The sequence below is a fragment of the Streptomyces solicavernae genome, assembly GCF_029968095.1.
GTDB lineage: Bacteria > Actinomycetota > Actinomycetes > Streptomycetales > Streptomycetaceae > Streptomyces > Streptomyces solicavernae.
The window spans coordinates 40,190-61,458 of the sequence record NZ_JASCIR010000033.1 but is presented as its reverse complement, the minus strand read 5'-3'; the positions used below and the strand labels follow the sequence as shown (position 1 = coordinate 61,458).

At 72.3% G+C, this 21,269-nt stretch carries 18 protein-coding genes; 16 read left to right on the top strand and 2 right to left on the bottom strand.

Going from position 1 to position 21,269, the window contains the following annotated elements; all coding sequences use genetic code 11:
• Positions 1-112: 112 nt before the first annotated feature.
• On the top strand, positions 113-685 hold the full coding sequence (locus QIS99_RS27160; RefSeq protein WP_282516312.1) for a Uma2 family endonuclease: 573 nt from the start codon (positions 113-115) through the stop codon (positions 683-685).
• Between the two features lie 54 nt (positions 686-739).
• Here the strand turns inward: QIS99_RS27160 and QIS99_RS27155 are convergent, their stop codons facing one another.
• Positions 740-1,093, bottom strand: coding sequence for an ArsR/SmtB family transcription factor (locus tag QIS99_RS27155; RefSeq protein ID WP_282516311.1), 354 nt, complete (start codon positions 1,091-1,093; stop codon positions 740-742).
• 114 nt (positions 1,094-1,207) lie between these two features.
• Here QIS99_RS27155 and QIS99_RS27150 point away from each other — a divergent pair, with 114 nt between their 5' ends.
• The 11 genes from QIS99_RS27150 to QIS99_RS27100 all read left to right on the top strand — a co-directional run bounded on the left by QIS99_RS27150 (position 1,208) and on the right by QIS99_RS27100 (position 14,814).
• The gene (locus tag QIS99_RS27150; protein ID WP_282516310.1) at positions 1,208-3,169 is read left to right on the top strand and encodes a heavy metal translocating P-type ATPase; all 1,962 of its coding nucleotides are present in this window, start codon (positions 1,208-1,210) and stop codon (positions 3,167-3,169) included.
• Positions 3,170-3,302: 133 nt separating this feature from the next.
• Positions 3,303-4,133 carry a nitrilase-related carbon-nitrogen hydrolase gene (locus tag QIS99_RS27145; RefSeq protein WP_282516309.1) on the top strand — a complete coding sequence of 277 codons (831 nt, stop codon included), beginning with the start codon at positions 3,303-3,305 and terminating at the stop codon, positions 4,131-4,133.
• Between the two features lie 74 nt (positions 4,134-4,207).
• A complete protein-coding gene (locus QIS99_RS27140; RefSeq protein WP_282516308.1) occupies positions 4,208-5,035 on the top strand; it encodes a DUF6282 family protein in 828 nt (275 codons plus the stop codon).
• Positions 5,036-5,088: 53 nt separating this feature from the next.
• The gene (locus QIS99_RS27135) at positions 5,089-8,061 is read left to right on the top strand and encodes an FAD-binding and (Fe-S)-binding domain-containing protein (RefSeq protein WP_408909647.1); all 2,973 of its coding nucleotides are present in this window, start codon (positions 5,089-5,091) and stop codon (positions 8,059-8,061) included.
• A 62-nt stretch (positions 8,062-8,123) separates the two neighbouring features.
• Entirely contained in the window at positions 8,124-8,975 is an 852-nt protein-coding gene (locus QIS99_RS27130) for an IclR family transcriptional regulator (protein ID WP_282516307.1), read from the top strand.
• A gap of 250 nt (positions 8,976-9,225) precedes the next feature.
• On the top strand, positions 9,226-10,161 hold the full coding sequence (locus QIS99_RS27125) for an alpha/beta hydrolase (RefSeq protein WP_282516306.1): 936 nt from the start codon (positions 9,226-9,228) through the stop codon (positions 10,159-10,161).
• A 13-nt stretch (positions 10,162-10,174) separates the two neighbouring features.
• Positions 10,175-10,822, top strand: a complete 648-nt coding sequence (locus QIS99_RS27120; RefSeq protein WP_282516305.1) for an ABC transporter permease — start codon at positions 10,175-10,177, stop codon at positions 10,820-10,822.
• 1 nt (position 10,823) lies between these two features.
• Positions 10,824-11,993, top strand: coding sequence for an ABC transporter ATP-binding protein (locus tag QIS99_RS27115; protein WP_282516304.1), 1,170 nt, complete (start codon positions 10,824-10,826; stop codon positions 11,991-11,993).
• A gap of 3 nt (positions 11,994-11,996) precedes the next feature.
• Entirely contained in the window at positions 11,997-12,749 is a 753-nt protein-coding gene (locus QIS99_RS27110) for an ABC transporter permease (protein WP_282516303.1), read from the top strand.
• Positions 12,750-12,783: 34 nt separating this feature from the next.
• Positions 12,784-13,791 carry a glycine betaine ABC transporter substrate-binding protein gene (locus tag QIS99_RS27105; RefSeq protein WP_282516302.1) on the top strand — a complete coding sequence of 336 codons (1,008 nt, stop codon included), beginning with the start codon at positions 12,784-12,786 and terminating at the stop codon, positions 13,789-13,791.
• Positions 13,792-14,067: 276 nt separating this feature from the next.
• Positions 14,068-14,814 (top strand): prepilin peptidase, encoded by a 747-nt coding sequence (locus QIS99_RS27100; RefSeq protein ID WP_282516301.1) that lies wholly within the window; start codon positions 14,068-14,070, stop codon positions 14,812-14,814.
• 172 nt (positions 14,815-14,986) lie between these two features.
• On the opposite strand, the gene mgrA is transcribed toward QIS99_RS27100, so the two are convergent.
• Positions 14,987-16,024, bottom strand: coding sequence for an L-glyceraldehyde 3-phosphate reductase (mgrA, locus tag QIS99_RS27095; protein ID WP_282516300.1), 1,038 nt, complete (start codon positions 16,022-16,024; stop codon positions 14,987-14,989).
• Positions 16,025-16,139: 115 nt separating this feature from the next.
• Between mgrA and QIS99_RS27090 the strand changes: the two genes are divergently transcribed.
• The 4 genes from QIS99_RS27090 to QIS99_RS27075 all read left to right on the top strand — a co-directional run bounded on the left by QIS99_RS27090 (position 16,140) and on the right by QIS99_RS27075 (position 21,243).
• On the top strand, positions 16,140-16,901 hold the full coding sequence (locus QIS99_RS27090) for an isoprenyl transferase (RefSeq protein WP_282516299.1): 762 nt from the start codon (positions 16,140-16,142) through the stop codon (positions 16,899-16,901).
• Positions 16,902-17,243: 342 nt separating this feature from the next.
• The gene (locus QIS99_RS27085) at positions 17,244-18,566 is read left to right on the top strand and encodes a PhoH family protein (protein WP_282516298.1); all 1,323 of its coding nucleotides are present in this window, start codon (positions 17,244-17,246) and stop codon (positions 18,564-18,566) included.
• Positions 18,567-18,993: 427 nt separating this feature from the next.
• Positions 18,994-19,707 carry an aggregation-promoting factor C-terminal-like domain-containing protein gene (locus QIS99_RS27080; protein WP_282516297.1) on the top strand — a complete coding sequence of 238 codons (714 nt, stop codon included), beginning with the start codon at positions 18,994-18,996 and terminating at the stop codon, positions 19,705-19,707.
• A gap of 123 nt (positions 19,708-19,830) precedes the next feature.
• The gene (locus tag QIS99_RS27075) at positions 19,831-21,243 is read left to right on the top strand and encodes an AI-2E family transporter (RefSeq protein WP_282516296.1); all 1,413 of its coding nucleotides are present in this window, start codon (positions 19,831-19,833) and stop codon (positions 21,241-21,243) included.
• Positions 21,244-21,269: the final 26 nt, after the last annotated feature.

Sequence of the window (21,269 nt, the reverse complement as noted above, 5' to 3'; positions counted from 1 at the left end):
GTGACCCGGTGACGGCATGACTCGGTTACGGCGTGACGGCGCGGGTCGGCTTCGTCCCACAGGCCGGGACGGGGAGGACGTCAGCCGCCTAAAGTGGTCGGAGGAGGAGACCGTGACCGCAGAACTGCCCGACTGGATGTATCCGCCTCGCCCCAGCGGGTGGGAAGCGGACGACCTCGATCACCTCCCCCAGGCGCCCCGGCACACCGAACTCGTCGACGGAGTACTGGTTTTCAGGCTGGTCCCGCAGCGGCTCTGGCACTCTCGCCTCGTCGAGAACCTGACCTTCGCCCTGCGCCAGTCCGCGCCCGACGGCTTCGATACGGCACGGGAGATGACTGTCCGCCTGAACAAGAAGAGCCGCCCGGAAACGGACGTCCTGGTCGCCGCCGCGACCTACGAACCGGACCGCACGAGCTACCTCCCGGACGAGGTCGCACTCGTGGTGGAGGTCGTCTCCGACGAGTCCGCCGACCGCGACCGGAGCCTCAAGCCGTTCAAGTACGCCCAGGCCGGGATCCCGCACTTCTGGCGCGTGGAGGACGCGAAGGGCGAGCCGGTCGTGCACGTCTACGAGCTCGACCGGCTCACGCACTCCTACGTCCCGACGGGCATCCACCGAGGCCGGCTCAAGACGACGGTGCCGTTCGTCATGGACATCGACCTGGGAAGCCTGACGCCCTGACGCCCTGACGCCCTGACTGGGCAGTCGCAGGGCGAGAGCCCCCGTACGCCGGACCTACGTCAAGTCCCGCAGCCCCAGCCGCAAGTGCTCCACGTGGAACAGCGCCTGGTCGAGGAGTTCCGCGACGTGGTGGTCGTACAGCGCGTACACGATGGAGCGGCCGCGGCGCTCGCCCGTGACCAGGCCCAGGTTGCGCAGCAGCCGCAGCTGGTGCGAGCAGGCCGACTGCTCCAGGTCCGCCGCCTCGGCCAACTCGCTCACCGCGCACGGCCCTTCCTGGAGCCGGGCCAGGATGCGCAGGCGGGACGGGGTGGCCAGGGCCTGCAGGGTCGCGGCGACGTCGGCCGCGCCGACGGTGTCCAGACGTGCGCGGGTGCTGCTGCGCTCCTTGTCGACTCCGTGGCCCATGCGCACATCGTAGCGAGCGGCGGCCCGCCACCCACGAATGAATGAAGAGCTGTTCATGTATGCGGGTATGGTGGAAGCGTCCTGCTCGCCGCCAAGCTGAGGGGCTCCTTCGCCATGCCCGCGTCCGTACGGGAATCGACGGTCGACGTACCGGCCGTATCCGCCGCACGCCCCGCCACCCCCACTCGCCGCACCCGCCTCCTCGCCCTGCCCGAGGTGCGCTGGGCCGGGGCCGCCACCGTCGCGTTCCTGCTCGCGCTGCCGCTGCACCTCGCGGGCCTGAGTGCCTGGTGGTGGGCGCCGCTGTACGCCGTGGCCTACGCGGCCGGCGGCTGGGAGCCCGCGCTCGAAGGGCTGCGCGCCCTGCGCGGACGCACCCTCGACGTGGACCTCCTGATGATCGTCGCCGCCCTCGGCGCCGCCGCGATCGGGCAGGTCATGGACGGCGCCCTGCTCGTCGTCATCTTCGCCACGTCCGGCGCCCTGGAGGCCCTGGCCACCGCCCGTACCGAGGACTCCGTACGCGGACTGCTCGACCTCGCGCCGGAGGCGGCCACCCGCATCACCGGAAAGACGGAGGGGATGGAGGAGGCGGAGGAGGCGGAGGAGACGGAGGAGACGGTCCCGGCCGACCGGCTCCGCGTCGGCGACGAGATCCTGGTCCGCCCCGGCGAGCGGATCGGCGCCGACGGCGAGGTGGTCGACGGCGCGGGCGAGGTCGACCAGGCCACCATCACCGGCGAGTCCCTGCCGGTCGCGAAGGGTCCGGGTGACGAGGTGTTCGCCGGGACCGTCAACGGCCCGGCCGGCGCCCTGCGCGTACGGGTGGCGCGGGACCCCTCGGACACGGTGCTCGCCCGGATCGTCACGCTGGTCGAGGAGGCGTCCCGGACGAAGGCGCCGACGCAGCTGTTCATCGAGAAGGTGGAGCAGCGGTACGCGGTGGCCGTCGTCGTCGCCACCCTCGCCGTGTTCGGGATTCCGCTGGCCTTCGGCGCGGACCTCACCGGCGCCCTGCTGCGCGCCATGACCTTCATGATCGTGGCGTCCCCGTGCGCGGTGGTCCTCGCCACCATGCCGCCGCTGCTCTCCGCGATCGCCAACGCGGGCCGGCACGGCGTCCTCGTGAAGTCCGCCGTCGCGATGGAACGCCTCGGCGAGATCGACACGGTCGCGTACGACAAGACCGGCACGCTCACCGAGGGCGCCCCGCGCGTCGTCGCCGTCACCCCCGGACCCGGCTTCGACGAGCGGGAGTTGCTGACCCTCGCCGCCGCCGTGGAGCACCGCAGCGAACACCCCATCGGCCGCTCCGTGACCGAGGCCGCGCGCGCAAGGGACCTGAGGCTCCCAGAGGCGTACGACTTCACCTCGACGCCCGGCCGCGGTGTGAGTGCCACCGTGGCGGGCCGCAAGGTCGAGGTGGGCGCCCCCGCGCGCCTCCTCCCGGACGAGGCCGTGCCGGACGCCGACGGCACCACCACCGTCCTCGTCCTGGTCGACGGCGCCCCGGCCGGCCGCCTCGCTCTCGCCGACCGGCCCCGCCCCGACGCCGCCGCGGCCGTCGACCACCTCGCCCGGCTCGCCGGTACGCCCCCGCTCCTCCTCACCGGCGACGGCCCGGGCGCGGCCGCGGGCGTGGCGTCGGCGGTCGGCATCGCGGACGTACGGGCCGGACTGCTCCCGCACGAAAAGGCCGAAGCCGTACGGGAGTTGGCGCGGCGCGGCCGGACCGTGCTCGTCGTCGGCGACGGGGTCAACGACGCCCCCGCCCTGGCCGCCGCCCACACCGGGGTGGCCATGGGCCGCGCGGGCTCCGACCTGGCCCTGGAGACCGCGGACGCGGTCGTCGTACGCGACGAACTCGCCGCCGTGCCGAGGGCGGTGCGCCTCTCCCGCCGCGCCCGCCGCCTGGTCACCCAGAACCTGGTGATCGCCGGGGTGTGCATCGCGATCCTCACGGTCTGGGACCTGGTGGGCCACCTCCCGCTGCCCCTCGGCGTGGCCGGACACGAGGGGTCGACGGTCCTGGTCGCCCTGAACGGGCTGCGGTTGCTGCGCGAGAAGGCCTGGTAGGGCCTGGTAGGGCCCGGCCGGCGGTCGCCCGCACCACGGTTGCGGTCACAGCAACGGGTGTTGCCCCGCCGGACGGCCCTCGCGTACAAGGGCGCGCACCCTGTTGAAACCACGAGGAGACGAGGTGGGCGACGTGCGCATCGCACTGGCACAGACGGACTGCGTCCTGGGCGACCTGGACACCAATCTGAAGACCGCGGAGCGGAACATCCGGGAGGCCGCCGAGCAGCAGGCGGACCTGGTGGTCTTCCCGGAGCTGAGCCTGCACGGGTACGCGCTCGGCTCCGTGCCCGGCGACATCTCCGTGCCGCACGACGACCCGCGGCTCGCGGAGCTGTCCCGGCACGGCCCGGACGTCCTGGCCGGGCTGCACGAGGACGGCAGGCTGCGGCGGTACAACTCGGCGGTCTACCTCTCCGGCGGTACGCCGCTGCACACGCACCGCAAGCTGTACCTGCCCAACTACCTGGACTGGGAGGAGCGCAAGCACTTCAGCCCCGGCCACGCCCTGCGCGCCTTCGACACCCCGCACGCCCGCGCGGCCACCCTGATCTGCAACGACGCCTGGCAGCCCGTACTGCCCTGGCTCGCCGCGCAGGACGGCGCGGAAGTCCTCTTCGTGCCGACCAACAGCGGGGTGGGGCTCGCGCCCGGCGCCATCGACACCGCCGAGTACTGGCAGAGCCTGCTGCTCAACATCGCGCGGCTGCAGCAGTGCTGGGTGGTCTTCGTGAACCGGGTCGGCGAGGAGGGCAAGGCCACCTTCTGGGGCGGCTCGCGGGTGCTCGACCCGTGGGGCGAGGTCGTCGCCGAGGCCCCGCGCGACCGGGAGGCGCTGACCGTGGTCGACCTCGACATCTCCGCGGTGCGGCGGCGGCGCCGCGAGATGCCGCTGATCGAGGAGCCGCGCTTCGGCCTGGTCTCGCGCGAGGTGCGGCGCCTGATGAGCGAGGGCGTGGACTGAGCCGGTCCCTTCGGCGGTTGCCGTCGCAGCAACTGCCGTTGTCCTGAGCGCCGTCGTCGGCGCAGCCTTGCCCCGTGTTCGACCTCCATGTGCATGCCGCACCCGATGTCACCCCACGCCTTGCCGACGATCACGACGTGGTCGCGGGCTACGCCGCAGCCGGGTTCACCGGCTGCGTGCTCAAGGCCCACTACGAGTCCACCGTCGGCCGGGCGGCCGCCGCCGCCCGCGCCGCACCCCTGAAGGTCTACGGCGGCATCGCCCTCAACCAGCACGCCGGGGGCGTCAACCCGGCCGCCGTGGCCGCCGCCCTGGACGCCGGGGCCCGCGTCGTGTGGATGCCCACCGCCGACGCCCACACCCAGCAGACCGCCGGACTGCCCCGGCTCTGCGGTCTGCGTACGGGACTCTCCCCGCACACCTACGCCGTACCGCCGGTCGACCCGGACGCGGGCGAGGCCGCGCGCGCCGTGTGCCGGATGGTCGCCGAGGCCGACGCGGTGCTCGCCACCGGGCACCTGTCGGCCGCGGAGTGCCGGTGGCTGGTGGCCGAGGCGCGGGCCGCCGGGGTGCGCCGGATTCTCCTCACCCACCCCTCGTACACCGTGCCCGGCATGGACGCGGAGCTCGCCGCCGCACTGACGGCGCAGGGTGCACTCGCCGAGATCACCACCTTCCAGCTCCTGCACCAGCCCGGTATGACCCCCGCCCGGCTCGCCCGCTTCGCGCGCACCGTCGGCCTCGACCGGATCGTGCTGTCCTCCGACGCGGGCCAGCCGGACTCGCCGCCGCCGCCCGCGGCGCTGCGGCTCCTGATCGACACCCTGGCCGCCGAGGGCCTCGACCGGGGCGCGCTGACGGCCTGCGCGGCCGACCTCCCCGAGGCCCTGGTCACCCCCTGACCCACCGACAGCACAAGCCCCGCAAGACGAACCCACCCAGGAGGCACCCGCCCGTGACCGGCACAGACTTCGACGCCAGAGCCGAGGGGAGCGGCGGGCCCGCGTACGACCTCGGGGCCTTCGCCCAGGAGCTGCGACGCGCCGCGCCCGGCGCCTTCGCCCTCGACGCCGGGACCCGGGCGCTCTACACCACCGACGCCTCCAACTACCGGCGCGCCCCCGACGCCGTCCTGGTGCCCCGGCACACCGACGACCTGCTCGCGGCCGTCGACGCCTGCCACCGCCACGGCGTGCCCCTGGTGACGCGCGGCGGCGGCACCAGCGTCGCCGGGAACGCCTTCGGCGGCGGCCTCCTCGTGGACACCTCGCGCCATCTGACCGGCATCGGCGAGGTGGACCCCGGGCGGCGCACCGTCACCGTCCAGCCGGGCGTCGTCCTCGACGACCTGCGCGCCGCCGCCGCCCCGTACGGCCTGACCTTCGGGCCCGACCCGTCCACCCACGGCCGCTGCACCCTCGGCGGCATGATCGGCAACAACGCCTGCGGCTCGCACTCGGTCGCCTGGGGCACCACCGCCGACAACGTCGAGTCCCTGGACGTCCTGCTGCCCGACGGCACCCGCACCACCGTCGGCGCCACCTCGGGCGACGAGCTGGAGCGGCTGGCCAACCGCCCGGACCGCGTGGGCCGCCTGTACGCCGGGCTGCGCGACCTCACCGGACGCCACCGCGCCGCCCTGCGCACCCAACTGCCCACGCTGGCCCGGCGGGTCTCCGGCTACGCGCTCGACCAGCTGCTGCCGGAGAACGGCACGCAGGTCGCCCGCGCGCTCACCGGGTCCGAGGGCAGCTGCGCGGTGGTGCTCGGGGCGACCCTCAAGCTGGTCGAGGCGCCGGCCGCCCGCGCCCTCGTCGTCCTCGCCTACCCGGACGCCCCGGCCGCCGGGGACGCCGTGCCCGCGCTGCTCGCCCACCATCCGCTCACCGTGGAGGGCCTGGACCGCGGCCTGGTGCGGGCCTGGCAGTCCCGGCAGCCGTCGAAGGCGGCCGTGCGGCTGCCGGACGGCGGGGCCTGGCTGCTCGTGGAGACCGGCGGCGCCGACGCGGCCGAGGCCGCCGCGCACGCCCGCGCCCTGGTCACCGCCCTGGACGGCGGCCACCGCCCGCTCTCCGCCCGGATCGTCACCGAGCCCGCCGAGCAGCGGCTCCTGTGGCGGATCCGGGAGGAGGGCGCGGGCGTCGCCACCCGCGTGCCCTCCGCCACCCCGGGCGGCGCGACGGCCGAGGCCTGGCCGGGCCTGGAGGACGCCGCCGTACCGCCCGAGCGGCTCGGCGACTATCTGCGCGACTTCCAGAAGCTGATGTCGGACCACGGCAGGCAGGGCCTGGTCTACGGGCACTACGGCGAGGGCTGCCTGCACGTACGCCTCGACTTCGACCTGCTCACCGACTCCGGCACCCGGAAGTTCCGCGGGTTCATGGAGGAGTCGGCCGAGCTGATCGCCGCGTACGGCGGCTCGCTGTCCGGGGAGCACGGCGACGGCCAGTCCCGCTCGGAGCTGCTGCCGCGCATGTTCGGGCCCGAGGTGTGCGACGCCTTCACGGAGTTCAAGGAGCTGTGGGACCCGCGCGGCCTGATGAACCCGGGCGTCATCGTGCGGCCCGCGCGCATCGACGCCGACCTCCGCCCGGCCCGGGTGACGAGCCCGCCCGGCGGGGTGCTCCCGGTCTTCGAGTACGAGGACGACGAGGGCGACTTCGCCCGCGCCGTGCGCCGCTGCGTGGGCGTCGGCAAGTGCCGGCAGGAGGAGAGCCCGGGCGTGATGTGCCCCAGCTTCCGGGCCACCCGCGAGGAGCGGCACTCCACCCGGGGCCGCGCCCACCTCCTGTCGGAGATGATCGACGGCGAACTCCTCACCGACGGCTGGCGCTCCGAAGAGGTGCGCGAGGCCCTGGACCTCTGCCTGTCCTGCAAGGGCTGCAAGAGCGACTGTCCGGTCGGCGTCGACATGGCCACGTACAAGGCCGAGTTCCTGCACCACCACTACGCGGGACGGCGGCGGCCCGCCTCGCACTACTCGATGGGGCGGCTGCCGCAGTGGCTGCGCCTGCTCGCCCGGACGCGGACCGCGCCGCTCGTCAACCTGCTCGCCCGGGTACGGCCGCTGGCCGCGCTCGGCAAGCGGCTCGGCGGGATCGCCCCGGAGCGGGACCTGCCCGTCCTGCCGCCCCGGCCGTTCACCCGGGAGCGGCGCCGCGAGGACGCGCCGCCGGGCCCGGAGCGGCCCGCGGTCATGCTGTGGCCGGACACGTTCAGCAACCATCTGTCGCCGCGGGTGCTGCACGCCGCCGCCGGGGTCCTGGAGGACGCCGGGTTCCGGGTGCTGCTGCCCGAGGACGAGGTGTGCTGCGGGCTCACCTGGATCTCGACCGGCCAACTCGACGCCGCCAGACGGGTGTTGGAGCGGGCGGTACGGACCCTCGCCCCGGCCGTGCGGGCGGGGATACCCGTCGTCGGACTCGAACCGAGCTGTACGGCGGCGCTCCGCAGCGACCTCACGGAGCTGCTGCCGGGGGAGGAGGCGGAGCGTACGGCGGCGGCGGTGCACACCTTCGCCGAGTTCCTTGAGGCCTTCGCCCCGCACTGGGACCCGCCCGAGGTGGCCCGGCCCGCCCTCACCCAGGTCCACTGCCACCAGCACGCCGTGACCGGCACGGCCCCGGACACGTCCCTCCACGACCGGATGGGGCTGCGCCAGGAGCGACTGCCCTCCGGGTGCTGTGGGCTCGCGGGCAACTTCGGCTTCGAGAAGGGGCACTACGAGCTGTCGCAGGCCATCGGCGAGCAGGCGCTGCTGCCCGCCGTGCGCGCCGCCGCCGACGACACCCTGGTCCTGGCCGACGGCTTCTCCTGCCGCACCCAGATCGAGCAGGGCACGGGCCGCGGGGCACAGCACCTGGCCGAGGTGCTGTGGGAGGGCGTCAGGGCCCGCCGCGCGGGGTCCGGGGAAGGACGGCAGTCATGAATACGTTGCTCACAGGGCAACAGGGGTTGTCCTGCGCAACACCTCGCCCACATGATTCCGTCATGACAGTTGAGGGATCGACCGGGCTCCACCGCACCGTCGCCATCCTCACGGTCCTGGGGACCGGCGAGGCGGCGGAGCAGGGCGGACTCGGCGTCGTCGAGATCGCCCGCCGGGTCGGCAAGGAGAAGACCCAGGTGTCCCGGGCCCTCAAGTCGATGGAGCAGACCGGCCTGGTGGAGCGGGACCCGCACTCCCTGGTCTACCGGCTCGGCTGGCGGATGTTCACCCTCGCCGCCAACGCGGGACGGCCCCGCCTCCTCGCCGAGGGACCGGCCGTCCTCAAGCGCCTCGTCGGCGTGCTCAAGGAGCGCGTCCACGTGACCGTGCTCTGCGGCGAAGGCGTCCTGACCGTCCTCTCCGAGAGCCCGATGCGCGCCATCCAGGCGACCGGCTGGGTCGGCAGGGTCACCCCCCTGCACTCCACCTCGTCCGGCCGCGCCCTGCTCTTCGACCACTCGCCCGACGAGATCCGGCTGCTGTGCGCGGGCCTCTCCTTCGGCCCCGGCTCGTACGGCGCGGACGCGCCGGGCGCGTCGCGGGCACCCCGGGACGCCGACGACCTGATCGCCCGCGTGGGCCAGGCGCGGAAGACCGGATACGCCCTGGTGGACGAGGAGTTCGAGGCCGGGCTCGTCGCGGCCGCCGCCCCGGTGCGGGACTTCCGGGGCCGGGTGATCGCGGCGGTCAACGTCTCCGCGCCCGCCCACCGGATGAGCCGGGACCTCGACCGCGCGGGCCGCCTCACCCAGGCCGCCGCCGACCAGCTGTCCCGCGCGATGGCGGGCATCGGCTCCACCAACGGAACGAGGCCGCCCGCCGCCTGTGCGACGCCTTCGCCGGTACGCACCTGACCCGCTCGCCCGTACGCACCTGACCCGCTCGCCCGTACGCACCTGACCTGTCCGCTCGTACGCACCTGACTGTTCGCAGTACGACCTGACCCGACCGTCCGGACCGATCCGCACCCCCTCCGTACGCCACCGCCCTACCCACCCCTGCCCACATCCAGCTCACATCCAGCTCACATCCACCCAGATCCAGCCCAGATCCAGCCCAGAACCAGCCCAGAACCAGCCACATCCAGCTCACCGAGGAGCCCCCGTGATCACTCGCCCCTTCCCCTTCTTCAGCGAAGGCATCCGCCTCGACGCCGACCTCCACCTGCCCGACGACAACGGCGCCGGTGCCCCGTACCCCGTGCTCATCCCGTCCTCCGGCTACCAGGGCCTGAAGGTCATCCACCCCGAGCGGTTCGCCCGCGCCCTCACCCAGCGCGGTTACGCCGTCCTCGCCTTCGACTACCGCGGCTTCGGCCTCTCCGAGGGTGAGCGCGGCCGCCTCGCCCCGCAGGAGTGGGCCGACGACCTGCGCGCCGCCGTGGACCGCGCCGCCGCCGCCGAGCAGCTGGACGCCGACCGGATCGGCCTGATCGGCTGGGGCATGGGCGGCGGAGTCGTCGTCGCGGAGGCCGCGGACGACCCGCGGGTGCGTGCCGTCGCCTCGCTCAACGGCATCTCCGACGGCCGCCGCTCGACCCGCGCCATGCACGACGAGGAGTCCTGGAACAGCCTGGTCGAGCGGGTCGCCGCCGACCGCGGCCACCGCGCCGAGCACGGCCGCTCGGAGATCACCAGCCCCTGGGACATCATCCGCCTGGACCTGGACGGCCGTACGGACGGGTACGTCGGCGAGGAGCTGTACAAGGCGCCCGGCTTCGGCTCCGGCGTGAGCCTGGAATCCGCCGACCTGCTGCTCCGCTTCTCCGCCGAGGCCGTCGCCGACCGGATCTCGCCGCGCCCGCTGCTGATCATCCACGGCGCCGAGAACGAGCTGCACAAGCCGGAGGAGGCAGAGGCGCTGTACGCGGCCGCCAAGGAGCCCAAGCAGCTCAAGTTCCTCGAAGGGCGCGGCCACACGGAGTGGATGTTCGACGACGACCCGACGTTCAAGTCGGTGGTGGAGGACCTGGACGCGTTCTTCGGCTCGGCCTTCGCGCAGGAGCGGCAGCCGCAGCCCGCGACCGCCGACGCGCACTGATCTGCTCCCCGCCATGACCTTCCTCGACTACTTCGCGTCCAACTGGACGGACGTCGCCGACGCCACGCTCGCGCACGCCGTCCTGGTGCTCCAGGGACTCGGTCTGGCGGTGCTCATCGGGGTGCCGGTCGCGGTGGCCACCTACCGCACCGGCGCCCCGCGCACCGCGGTCCTCGGCTTCGCCGGACTGCTGCTCACGATCCCGTCGTACGCGCTGTTCGGCCTGCTCATCACCCCGCTGGGGCTCGGCACCGGCCCTTCGGTCGTGGCCCTGACGATGTACGCGCTGCTGCCGGTGCTGCGCAACGCGGTGGTCGGCCTGCGCGCACTCGACCCGGCGGTCGTGGAGTCGGCCAGGGCGATGGGCATGACGCGGCCACGGGTCCTGCTGACCGTCGAACTGCCGCTCGCCTGGCCGGTGCTGCTCACCGGCCTGAGGGTGGCGACCCAGCTGCTCCTGGGCATCGCCGCGATCGCCGCGGCGGTGAACGGGCCGGGCCTCGGCAACCTCATCCTCGACGGCCTGGCCAGCGCGGGCACGCCGTACGCCGCGTATCTCACCGTGGAGGGCTGCCTCGGCATCGTGCTGCTCGCGGTCGTCTTCGATCTGCTCTTCGCCGGACTGAACCGGCTCACCACTGCGAAGGGACTGGGTGCCTGACATGACGGACGCCACCCCCGGCACGGAAACAGCCGAGCGCCCCATGATCCGCCTCGACCGCCTCGCCAAGCGCTACCCCGGCCAGGCGCAGGCGGCCGTCGAGGAGCTGTCGCTCGACATACCCGAGGGCCGCATCGTCGCCTTCGTCGGGCCCTCCGGCTGCGGCAAGACCACCACCATGAAGCTGATCAACCGCCTGATCGAGCCGACCTCGGGCCGCATCCACCTCGACGGCCAGGACGTCACCGAGCTGCCGGTGCACGAACTGCGCCGCCGCATCGGGTACGCCATCCAGTCCTCCGGGCTCTTCCCGCACCGCACCGTCGCCGACAACATCGCCACGGTGCCCCGGCTGCTCGGCTGGCCCCGGCAGCGCGTCACGGAGCGGGTGGACGAACTCCTCACCATGGTGGGCCTGGCCCCGGCGACGTACCGCGACCGCTACCCGAAGCAGCTCTCCGGCGGCCAGCAGCAACGCGTGGGCGTGGCACGGGCGTTGGGCGGCGACCCGCAGGTGATGCTGATGGACGAGCCGTTCGGGGCGATCGACCCGCAGAACCGGGAGGCGCTGCAGGACGAGTTCCTGCGCATCCAGCGCACCGTCCGGAAGACCATCGTGTTCGTCACCCACGACATCGACGAGGCCTGCAGGATGGGCGACCTGATCGCGGTCTTCGGCGAGAACGGCAAGGTGCGCCAGTACGACACCCCGGAGCGCATCCTCGCCGAGCCCGCCGACGAGTTCGTGGCCGCGTTCATCGGCTCGGGCGCGGCCGTACGGCGCCTCTCGCTGACCCGGCTCGACGCCCTGGACGTGCCCGAGTGGCCCACGGTCGACGCGGACGCCGACCCGGAGCGGCGGCTCGCCGTCGCGCGTGCGCAGGACCGGGAGTACTGCCTGCTGCTCGACGCCGACCGGCGCCCCGCGGGCTGGCTGCCCACCGAGGAAGCCGACACCGAACCCCCGTCGCACTTCCCGGTGTTCTCCACCCTCGGCCCGCACAGCACCCTGTTCGACGCGCTCGACCTGATGCTGTCCGCGGACACCTCCACGGTCGTCGCGGTCGACGACGAGGGCCGTTACCGGGGCGTCCTGGAGATGGACACGGTGCGGGAGCTGATCAACGGTGAGCGGACCGCTGCCGGTCACGGCCGGCTCCAGGAGGCCTGACCGATGGAAACGGCCCCGTCCCCGCGCCTCCCACGCGCCGCCGCGTACGCGGTCACCCCGCTCTGCCTCGGCACCGCCCTGGCCCTGCTGCTCTGGTACGTGGCGGGCCGCCCGCACGACCTGATCGAGCAGCGCAGCCTCAACTCGGCCTATCTGCTCAGCCGTACGCTCACCCACCTGGAGCTGACCGCCGCCGTCACGGCGCTGATCCTCGCGATCGCCGTGCCGCTCGGGGTGGTGCTCACCCGCAGCTGGGCGCGGGCACTGTCCGGGCCGGTCCTCGCGGTGGCGAACATCGCGCAGGCGGTGCCGTCGATCGGCCTGATCGTGCTGCTCGCGGTGGTGTTCGTGAGCCTCGGCGTGCAGCAGATCGCGCTGATCGCGTTCGTCGCGTACGGGGTGCTGCCGGTGCTGCGGAACACCATCGCCGGGCTGCGCCAGGTCGACCCGGCCGTCATCGAGTCGGCGCTCGGCATGGGCATGAAGCGGTCCACCGTACTGTGGCGCATCGAACTCCCGCTGGCCGTACCGGTGATGCTCGCCGGCATCCGTACCGCCCTGGTCATCACGGTCGGCACGGTCGCGCTCGCCACGTTCATCGGCGCCGGCGGCCTGGGCGACGTCATCTCCAACGGCATCAACTCCGGCCGCAACCTGGTCCTCGTCACCGGGTCCGTGCTCGTCGCCGTGCTCGCGCTGCTCGTCGACTGGCTCGCCGGGATCGCCGAGGACACCCTGCGCCCCCGTGGCCTCTGAACCCGCACCCCCCTACCGGAGGGAGGCACCCGCCGTGCCCCGAAGCACCTCACACGCACCCCGGCGCCTGGCCGCGACCGCCCTCACCCTCGCCGCCCTCACGACGGCCTGCGGCCCCGGCGCCACCGGAGGCCCCGCGGCGCACCAGCTCCAACAGGGCTCCCTGGCCCGCGACTTCGACCTGAAGGGCACCCGGTTCACCGTCGGCTCCAAGGAGTTCACCGAGCAGCAGATCCTCGGCAAGATCCTCCTGTACGCGCTGCGTGCCGCGGGCGCGAGGACCACGGACCAGACCGGCCTGAACGGCACGAACGTGGTGCGCCAGGCCCTGAAGCAGGGCGAGGTCGACATTTACTGGGAGTACTCCGGGACCGGCTGGACCCAGTTCCTCCAGCACGACAGGCCGATCCGTGGCGCCGAGCAGCAGTTCCGCGCCACGGCTCGTGAGGACCGCGCGGAGAACGGCGTGACCTGGCTGGCGCCCGCCCGCTTCGGCAACCAGTACGCGCTGGCCAGGGCGGCGGACGCGACCGGCCCCGCGGCCGACGTGCACACCCTGTCGGACCTGGCCGAGTTCACCAGGAACCATCCGGAGCAGGCCACGCTGTGCGGGGCGTCGGAGTTCCTCGACCGGGAGCTGCGCTCCTTCCAGAAGACGTACGACGCCCGCTTCCCGCCCGAGCTGACCTACCAGAACGCCCTGGCCCTCAACTACGTCAACGTGGCCAAGGCCAGCCCCTGCCGTTTCGCCGAGGTGTTCACCAGCGACGCCCGGATCACCTCGCTCGACCTGAAGGTCCTGGACGACGACCGCGGCCACTTCACCACCGAGCTGGCGGCCGTGACCGTACGCAACAAGACGGCGGCCGAACACCCTCAACTCAAGCGTCTTGCGCAGAAGTTGGGCCACGCCCTGACGGAGAAGCAGATGATCGAGCTGAACGGCATGGTCGACCTGGAGGGCCGCACCCCCGACGAGGCGGCGCTGGCGTTCCTGGCGGAGCACGGCTTCATCGGCAAGGGCGCGGGCACGACCGCGTAAAGGTTCGGGGTAAATCCGGACAACTCGCCCTCTTCGATTCCGCATCGTTACCTGATCCGGTCGATCGCGATGTAGGCATCACGTAAGTTCAGACCAAGGCTCATTCGCGTCGGCAAAGCCACGCGGTGCGGCACCGCGCGGTGGAGGGGGCCGAGCGGTGCCGCAAGCCTCTCTCCGGAGCCGTACGCCTCTCTCCGGAGCCGTACGCCGCTACACCGCTCTCCGAGGCCGTACACCGCTCTACCCCGCCGCCACACCGCCCTCTACAGTCACCCCGTGCCCGCGCTGCTCGCCACCCTCGCCGCCGCCTACGGCGCACTCACCGGAGTGCTCCTGCCGCGCGCCGCCCACCGCCTCGCGGTCGCCCACGACGAACCCTGGCGCGCCGACTGCCCCCAGGGCCACCCCCTCACCGGCCCCGCGAACGGCTGGCTCGGCCCCGCCCGCTGCCCCAAGTGCCCACCGCACACACCCCGTTGGTACGGCCCGAGCACCCCGCTGCTCGCCACGCTCACCGCACTCCTGTGCGCCGCGCTCGCCGCCGCCGCCGGACCCCGCCCCGAACTCGCCGTCTGGCTGACCCTCGTCCCCTTCGGCGTGCTGCTCGCCGCCGTCGACCACGCCGTGCACCGGCTGCCCGACATCCTCACCCTGCCGCTCGCCGCCGCCGCCCTCGCCCTGCTCGGCGCCGCCGCCGCCCTCGACGGCACGGCCGGCACCTGGACCGGCGCCCTCCTCGGCGGCCTCGCCCTCGGCGGCACCTACCTGCTGCTCTTCCTCGCCCACCCCACCGGCATGGGCTTCGGCGACGTCAAACTGGCGGTCGTCCTCGGCGTAACCCTTGGGTGGTACGGCTGGGGCGTGCTCGTCCTCGGCTTCCTCGCGGGCCTCGGATACGGCGGCGGATACGCGCTCACCCTTGTGCTGCGCGGGCGAGCGGGCCGCAGGACGGCGATGCCGCTCGGGCCCTGCATGCTCGCCGGGGCCGCCACCGGACTCCTCGCCGGGGCACTCGCCGGATAGTCGCGCCGCGCCGCTGCACGCGACGCCCCGCAGGAGGGGTTATGGTGGAAACCCCCCCTCGGGCCGGTCCATCTCCCCCCCCATGGACCGGCCCGTTTTTCATGCCTGTTTCATGCCCTGTTTCATGCCCTGGTTCATGCCCGCACACAGGCGCCGTACGGGCTCCGCGCCGTCACCGCCGGCCGGCCCAGATGTTCGTCCCCGGCGTCGACACCGCGAACTCGTCGATCTCGGCCAGCTCCTCATCGGTGAGCTTCGCAGCGCTGAGCGCCGCGACGTTCTCCTCCAGCTGCCGCACGCTGGACGCGCCGATCAGCGCCGACGTCATCCGCTCGTCCCGCAGCACCCAGCTCAGCGCCAGCTGCGCGAGGGACTGGCCGCGCCGGGCCGCGATGTCGTTCAGGCCGTTCAGGCGGCGCAGCACCTCGTCGCTCAGCAGATCCGGGTCGAGCGACTTGCCCTGCGTGGCCCTCGAACCCTCCGGGATGCCCTTCAGGTACTTCCCGGTGAGCAGGCCCTGCGCGAGCGGCACGAACGAGATGCAGCCCATGCCCGACTCCTCCAGGACGTCGAGCAGCGCGTCGTCCTCGGTCCAGCGGTTGATCATCGAGTACGAGGGCTGGTGGATCAGCGGCCGCACCCCCATGTCGGTGAGAATCCGCACGGCCTGACGCGTCTGCTCACTCGTGTACGAGGAGACACCCACGTACAGCGCCTTCCCCTGCTGCACCGCCGAGGCCAGCGCGCCCATGGTCTCTTCCAGCGGGGTGTCCGGGTCGAAGCGGTGCGAGTAGAAGATGTCGACGTAGTCCACGCCCATCCGCTTCAGCGAGGCGTCCAGGGACGACAGCAGGTACTTGCGCGAGCCCCACTCCCCGTACGGGCCGGGGTGCATCAGATAGCCGGCCTTCGTGGACAGGACCAGCTCGTCCCGGTACGGCGCGAAGTCCTGCGCCAGGAGCTTGCCGAAGTTGAGCTCGGCCGAGCCGGGCGGCGGGCCGTAGTTGTTCGCCAGGTCGAAGTGCGTGACGCCCAGGTCGAAGGCGCGGCGCAGGATCGCGCGCTGGCTGTCGAGGCTCTTGTCGTCGCCGAAGTTGTGCCACAGTCCGAGCGAGATCGCGGGCAGCTTCAGGCCGGAGCGGCCGGTCCGCCGGTACTCCATGGAGTCGTATCGGTCACCGGCGGCGCGGTACACACGGTTGTCGTTCATGGCTACGAAGCTACCTTCAGGCGGGACGCACCCTGGGGCGGAGACGGCCGCGACCGGCGGTAAGGTGGCGCCTTCGGGGGCCGCATCTGCCATCTGCACGGAGGGGCTGAAGAGAGTGAACCTGCGCGACCTGGTGTACGGGCTTTACGCACGCCGGGTGGAAGGCCGCCTCGACCACTCCGCGGTGCCGGGCCACATCGGCGTCATCATGGACGGCAACCGGCGCTGGGCGAAGGCGGCGGGCAGCACGACCGTCCACGGTCACCGGGCCGGGGCCGAGAAGATCTCCGAGTTCCTCGGCTGGTGCTCCGAGACCGATGTGGAAGTCGTCACGCTCTGGCTGCTCTCCACCGACAACTTCGACCGCCCCCAGGACGAACTCGGCCCCCTCCTCGGCATCATCGAGAACGTCGTCCGCACCCTCGCCGCCGACGGCCGCTGGCGCGTCCACCACGTCGGCACCCCGGACATCCTGCCCGCCCAGCTGCGCGGCACGATCAAGGACGCCGAGGAGTCCACGGCGCACGTCGACGGCATAACGGTCAACGTGGCGGTGGGCTACGGCGGCCGCCAGGAGATCGCCGACGCGGTCCGCTCGATGCTCCTCGACCACGCGGAGAAGGGCACCTCGATGGAGGAGCTCGCCGAGGTCGTCGACACCGACATGATCGGCCGCCACCTCTACACCAGCGACCAGCCCGACCCGGACCTCGTCATCCGCACCAGCGGCGAGCAGCGCCTCTCCGGCTTCATGCTCTGGCAGACCGCGCACTCCGAGTACTACTTCTGCGAGGTCTTCTGGCCGGCCTTCCGCAAGGTCGACTTCCTGCGCGCGCTGCGCGACTACGCGGCCCGCCACCGGCGCTACGGAGGCTGACCCGCAGTCACCACGGGGCCTGACCCGCAGTCACTGCGGAGCCTGACCCGCAGTCACACGACGGCAGGTCACCGGACGTTCACCGACGCGTCGCCGTGCGCCGCGGCATGGCTGAGCCGGTTCGAGGGCATACCCATGTCAAGTGACCCCCCGGCCAGGGGAGTCGCACCTCAGCGGGTGGCACGGGGCCGCCCGCCCGGGAGGCCCTTTGCACCAGAAGGACCGTACTCCGTACGGACTCGTGGAGGGCCGGCGCTCGGCCCGTGCAAGGCGGCCCGAGCCCGGTCCAGTCCTCCGCGACGCCGTCGCTCCCCTACCTCATCCGAGGGGGTACGTCCTTCCGTGGTGACCAGCACAAAGCGCCGCACTCCCGACAGGCGCACTTACGTTCTCGACACCAGCGTGCTGCTGGCTGACCCGAACGCCATGAACCGCTTCGACGAACACGAAGTAGTGCTTCCGATCGTGGTGGTCACGGAACTAGAGGCCAAGCGGCACCACCCCGAACTCGGCTACTTCGCCCGGCAGGCCCTGCGCATGCTGGACGACTGCCGGATCAGGCACGGGCGACTCGACGCCCCGATCCCGATCGGCGAGCTGGGCGGGACGCTGCGGGTCGAGCTCAACCACTCGGATCCCGGAGTGCTTCCGGCCGGCTATCGAATGGGGGACAACGACTCCCGCATCCTCGCGGTCGCCCGCAACCTGCAGGCCGAGGGGTACGACGTCACGGTCGTCTCCAAGGACCTGCCGCTGCGGATCAAGGCGTCCTCGGTGGGCCTGCTCGCCGAGGAGTACCGCGCGGAACTCGCGATCACGGACTCCGGCTGGACCGGAATGTCCGAACTCGACCTCTCCGGTGAGCAGGTGGACCTCCTCTTCGACCAGGACACCCTGTACGTCCCGGAGGCGGCGGACCTGCCCGTGCACACGGGGCTCACGCTCCGCTCGGAGAAGGGCAAGGCCCTCGGCCGGGTCACGCCCGAGGGCAACGTCCGGCTCGTGCGCGGCGATCGCGAGGCCTTCGGGCTCAAGGGCCGCAGCGCCGAGCAGCGCATCGCCCTCGACATGCTGCTCGACCCCGACATCGGCATCCTGTCGATGGGCGGCCGGGCCGGCACCGGAAAGTCGGCGCTCGCGCTCTGCGCCGGCCTCGACGCGGTGCTCGAACGCAGGCAGCACCAGAAGGTGATGGTCTTCAGGCCGCTGTACGCGGTGGGCGGCCAGGAGCTCGGCTATCTGCCCGGCACCGAGGCCGAGAAGATGGGCCCGTGGGCGCAGGCGGTCTTCGACACGCTCTCCGCGGTCACGAACCGCGAGGTCATCGAGGAGGTCACGGCCCGCGGCATGCTGGAGGTGCTGCCGCTCACGCACATCCGCGGCCGCTCGCTGCACGACGCCTTCGTCATCGTGGACGAGGCCCAATCCCTGGAACGGAACGTCCTGTTGACCGTTCTGTCCCGAATTGGGGCCAACTCCCGCGTCGTACTCACCCATGACGTCGCCCAGCGCGACAACCTCAGGGTCGGGCGGTACGACGGAGTCGTCGCCGTCGTCGAGAAGTTGAAGGGCCATCCGCTCTTCGCGCATGTGACCCTGACCCGCTCCGAGCGCTCGCAGATCGCGGCGCTCGTGACCGAAATGCTGGAGGACGGGCACATCTGACCGGCCCTGCGTTCGGTGCCCGAAATGCAGTACAACCGCATAGCTACGCGGTAGTTGGCGCCGCCCGGCGAAGCCGAAGAGCTTAGCCGGGCGGCGTCGTGCCGTACGCGCATTTCCTCAAAACTCCTGAGGCAAACGGGGTGTGAGCTTTCACACGCAACGCAGAATTGCCTCACGGCATCCCGTTCCGGCAGAGTCGTGGTCCTGTCAGGCCCCGCATGCGGCACTTGCGCACCCCCAGCGGTGTGGAACCCCAGAACTTCATAGAGACCGCCGCATGCCACCCGCTTCACAGGAAGCCGCTCCCGTAAAGGAGTTGCTTCCTGGGGTCCGTGCTGCCCGTGACCATGTCTCAAGGGGTAGCCAGTGCCAGGGGCACGATTGCGCCCGAAAGGTCACCGACCGGGCGATGCTGGAAGGAATGCATGTGAGCCGGATCTCGGTCCGGGGATTCGCGGTGGCTTCGGCCACGGCGGTCACCACTGTCGGCGCCGTCGTGGGCGTTGCCTCGGGCAGCACCCAGCCCTCCAACGACATGGAGGCGACGGCAGCGTCGGGCGAAGGGACGCTGCTCGCCGACATCCCCGCGGGCCAGCAGGCCGAGGTGCAGACCGCATCTCTGGCCCAGCAGGCCGACGCACAGGCTGTCGCCGCCGATGCCGCTGCGCAGAAGTCCGCGGAGGAGTCGGCGCGCAAGAAGGCCGCCGAGGACGCGGTCGCCAAGAAGGAAGCCGCGGAGAAGAAGCTCGCCGAGGAGAAGGCCGCCGCCAAGGAGCGCGAGGCCGAGCTCAAGGCCAGCCGCTCCGAGGCCCGCGCGGACATCTCCGACATCGCGACGCAGAGCTCGTACACCATCGCGGAGACGCAGGCGATCGCCCGTCAGATGGTCCCCGCGGACCAGTTCCAGTGCTTCAGCAACATCGTGGACCACGAGTCCAGCTGGAACTACCGGGCCTCCAACCCGTCCTCCGGCGCGTACGGCCTCGTGCAGGCGCTGCCCGGCTCCAAGATGGCCTCGGCCGGCTCCGACTGGCAGACCAACCCGGCCACGCAGATAAAGTGGGGCCTCAACTACATGAACGACCGGTACGGCAGCCCCTGCGGTGCCTGGGACTTCTGGCAGGCCAACAACTGGTACTGAGATACGGCTGTTACGCCTGAAGCTCAACTTCGTGGAGCCCTTCACCGTCCTACGGTGGAGGGCTCCACGCATGTACGGTCGCAAGGAAAAATCCGGGGGACTCCGGGGGACAAGGAAAAGCTGATGACGCAAACGCCAGGGTGGTTGGGGCGGCTCGGGGGCCGGCTGACCCGGATGGGAGAGCGGTGGGAGGAGCGCCGCGCCGCCGCCGAGGGCGAGCCGCACCCCACGGACGTGCCGCCGCCGCCCGACTCCCCGCCGGACGTACCGGCGCCGCCCGACTCCCTGCCGGACGTACCGGCCGACCGGGTCCCCGCGCCGCCCGCCTACGCGCCCGCGGTCGCCGCCCGGCTCGAACCCGTGGCCGCCGTGCCCTGGGGGCTGCGGGTCGCGGCCGAGGCGGGGTGGCGGCTGCTCGTACTCGCCGCAGCGGTCTGGGTGCTGGCCCGCGCCATCACCTCGATCCAGCTCGTCGTCATGGCCTTCCTGGCCGCGCTCCTCATCACCGCACTCCTCCAGCCGACCGTCGGACGGCTGCGCTCCCTCGGCCTGCCGCGCGGACTCGCCACCGCCGTCACGTTCATCACCGGCTTCGTCATCATGGGCCTGGTCGGCTGGTTCGTGGTCTGGCAGGTGATGGAGAACATCGACACCCTCGCCGAGCGTGTCCAGGAGGGCATCGACGAACTCCAGAGGTGGCTCCTGGACGGTCCGTTCCACGTCACCGAGGACCAGATCAAGGAGATCGCGAAGAACCTCCGCGAGGCCGTCGGCACCAACACCGAGGAGATCACCACCGCGGGCCTCGAAGGCGTCACGGTCATCGTCGAGTTCATGACGGGCATCCTGCTCGCGATGTTCTCGACGCTGTTCCTCCTCTACGACGGCAAGCGCATCTGGAACTGGACCCTCAAGATCGTCCCGGTGCAGGCCCGCCCCGGAGTCGCCGGGGCCGGGCCGAAGGCGTGGCGCACGCTCACCGCGTACGTCCACGGCACGGTGATAGTCGCGTTGATCGACGCGATCTTCATCGGCATCGGCATCTACTTCCTCGACGTCCCGATGGCCGTGCCGCTGGCCGTGTTCATCTTCCTCTTCGCGTTCATCCCGCTCGTGGGTGCGGTGATCTCGGGGGCGCTCGCGGTGGTCGTGGCGCTGGTCACGCAGGGCGTGTTCACGGCGTTGATGGCGCTGGTCGTGGTGCTCGCCGTGCAGCAGATCGAGGGGCATGTGCTGCAGCCGTTCATCCTCGGGCGTGCGGTACGGGTGCATCCGCTGGCGGTCGTGCTGTCCGTTGCGGCGGGCGGCATGGTGGGGGGCATCGGGGGAGCGGTGGTCGCCGTTCCGCTGGTTGCCGTGGCGAACACGGTGGTGGGGTACTTGCGGGCGTACTCGCAGGAGCAGGCGTTGCGGCAATCGCCCCGTCCGCACGGGGCGACGGTGGCGGACCTGGCGCCGGTCGACGGGCCTGCGGCGCCGTCTGCGCCTCCGACTCCGACTCAGCCTCCGCCACCGACTCCGCCTGTGGCGGACTGATCCCCTCCCCGCCCCTGTCGGGGAAG

What these genes read in the sequence shown, in the direction of transcription:
- QIS99_RS27115 (WP_282516304.1), top strand. Translation starts at nt 10,824, where the DNA reads ATGACGGACGCCACCCCCGGCACGGAAACAGCCGAGCGCCCCATGATC.
- QIS99_RS27110 (WP_282516303.1), top strand. Translation starts at nt 11,997, where the DNA reads ATGGAAACGGCCCCGTCCCCGCGCCTCCCACGCGCCGCCGCGTACGCG.
- QIS99_RS27150 (WP_282516310.1), top strand. Translation starts at nt 1,208, where the DNA reads ATGCCCGCGTCCGTACGGGAATCGACGGTCGACGTACCGGCCGTATCC.
- QIS99_RS27130 (WP_282516307.1), top strand. Translation starts at nt 8,124, where the DNA reads ATGACAGTTGAGGGATCGACCGGGCTCCACCGCACCGTCGCCATCCTC.
- QIS99_RS27075 (WP_282516296.1), top strand. Translation starts at nt 19,831, where the DNA reads ATGACGCAAACGCCAGGGTGGTTGGGGCGGCTCGGGGGCCGGCTGACC.
- mgrA (WP_282516300.1), bottom strand. Translation starts at nt 16,024, where the DNA reads ATGAACGACAACCGTGTGTACCGCGCCGCCGGTGACCGATACGACTCC.
- QIS99_RS27155 (WP_282516311.1), bottom strand. Translation starts at nt 1,093, where the DNA reads ATGGGCCACGGAGTCGACAAGGAGCGCAGCAGCACCCGCGCACGTCTG.
- QIS99_RS27120 (WP_282516305.1), top strand. Translation starts at nt 10,175, where the DNA reads ATGACCTTCCTCGACTACTTCGCGTCCAACTGGACGGACGTCGCCGAC.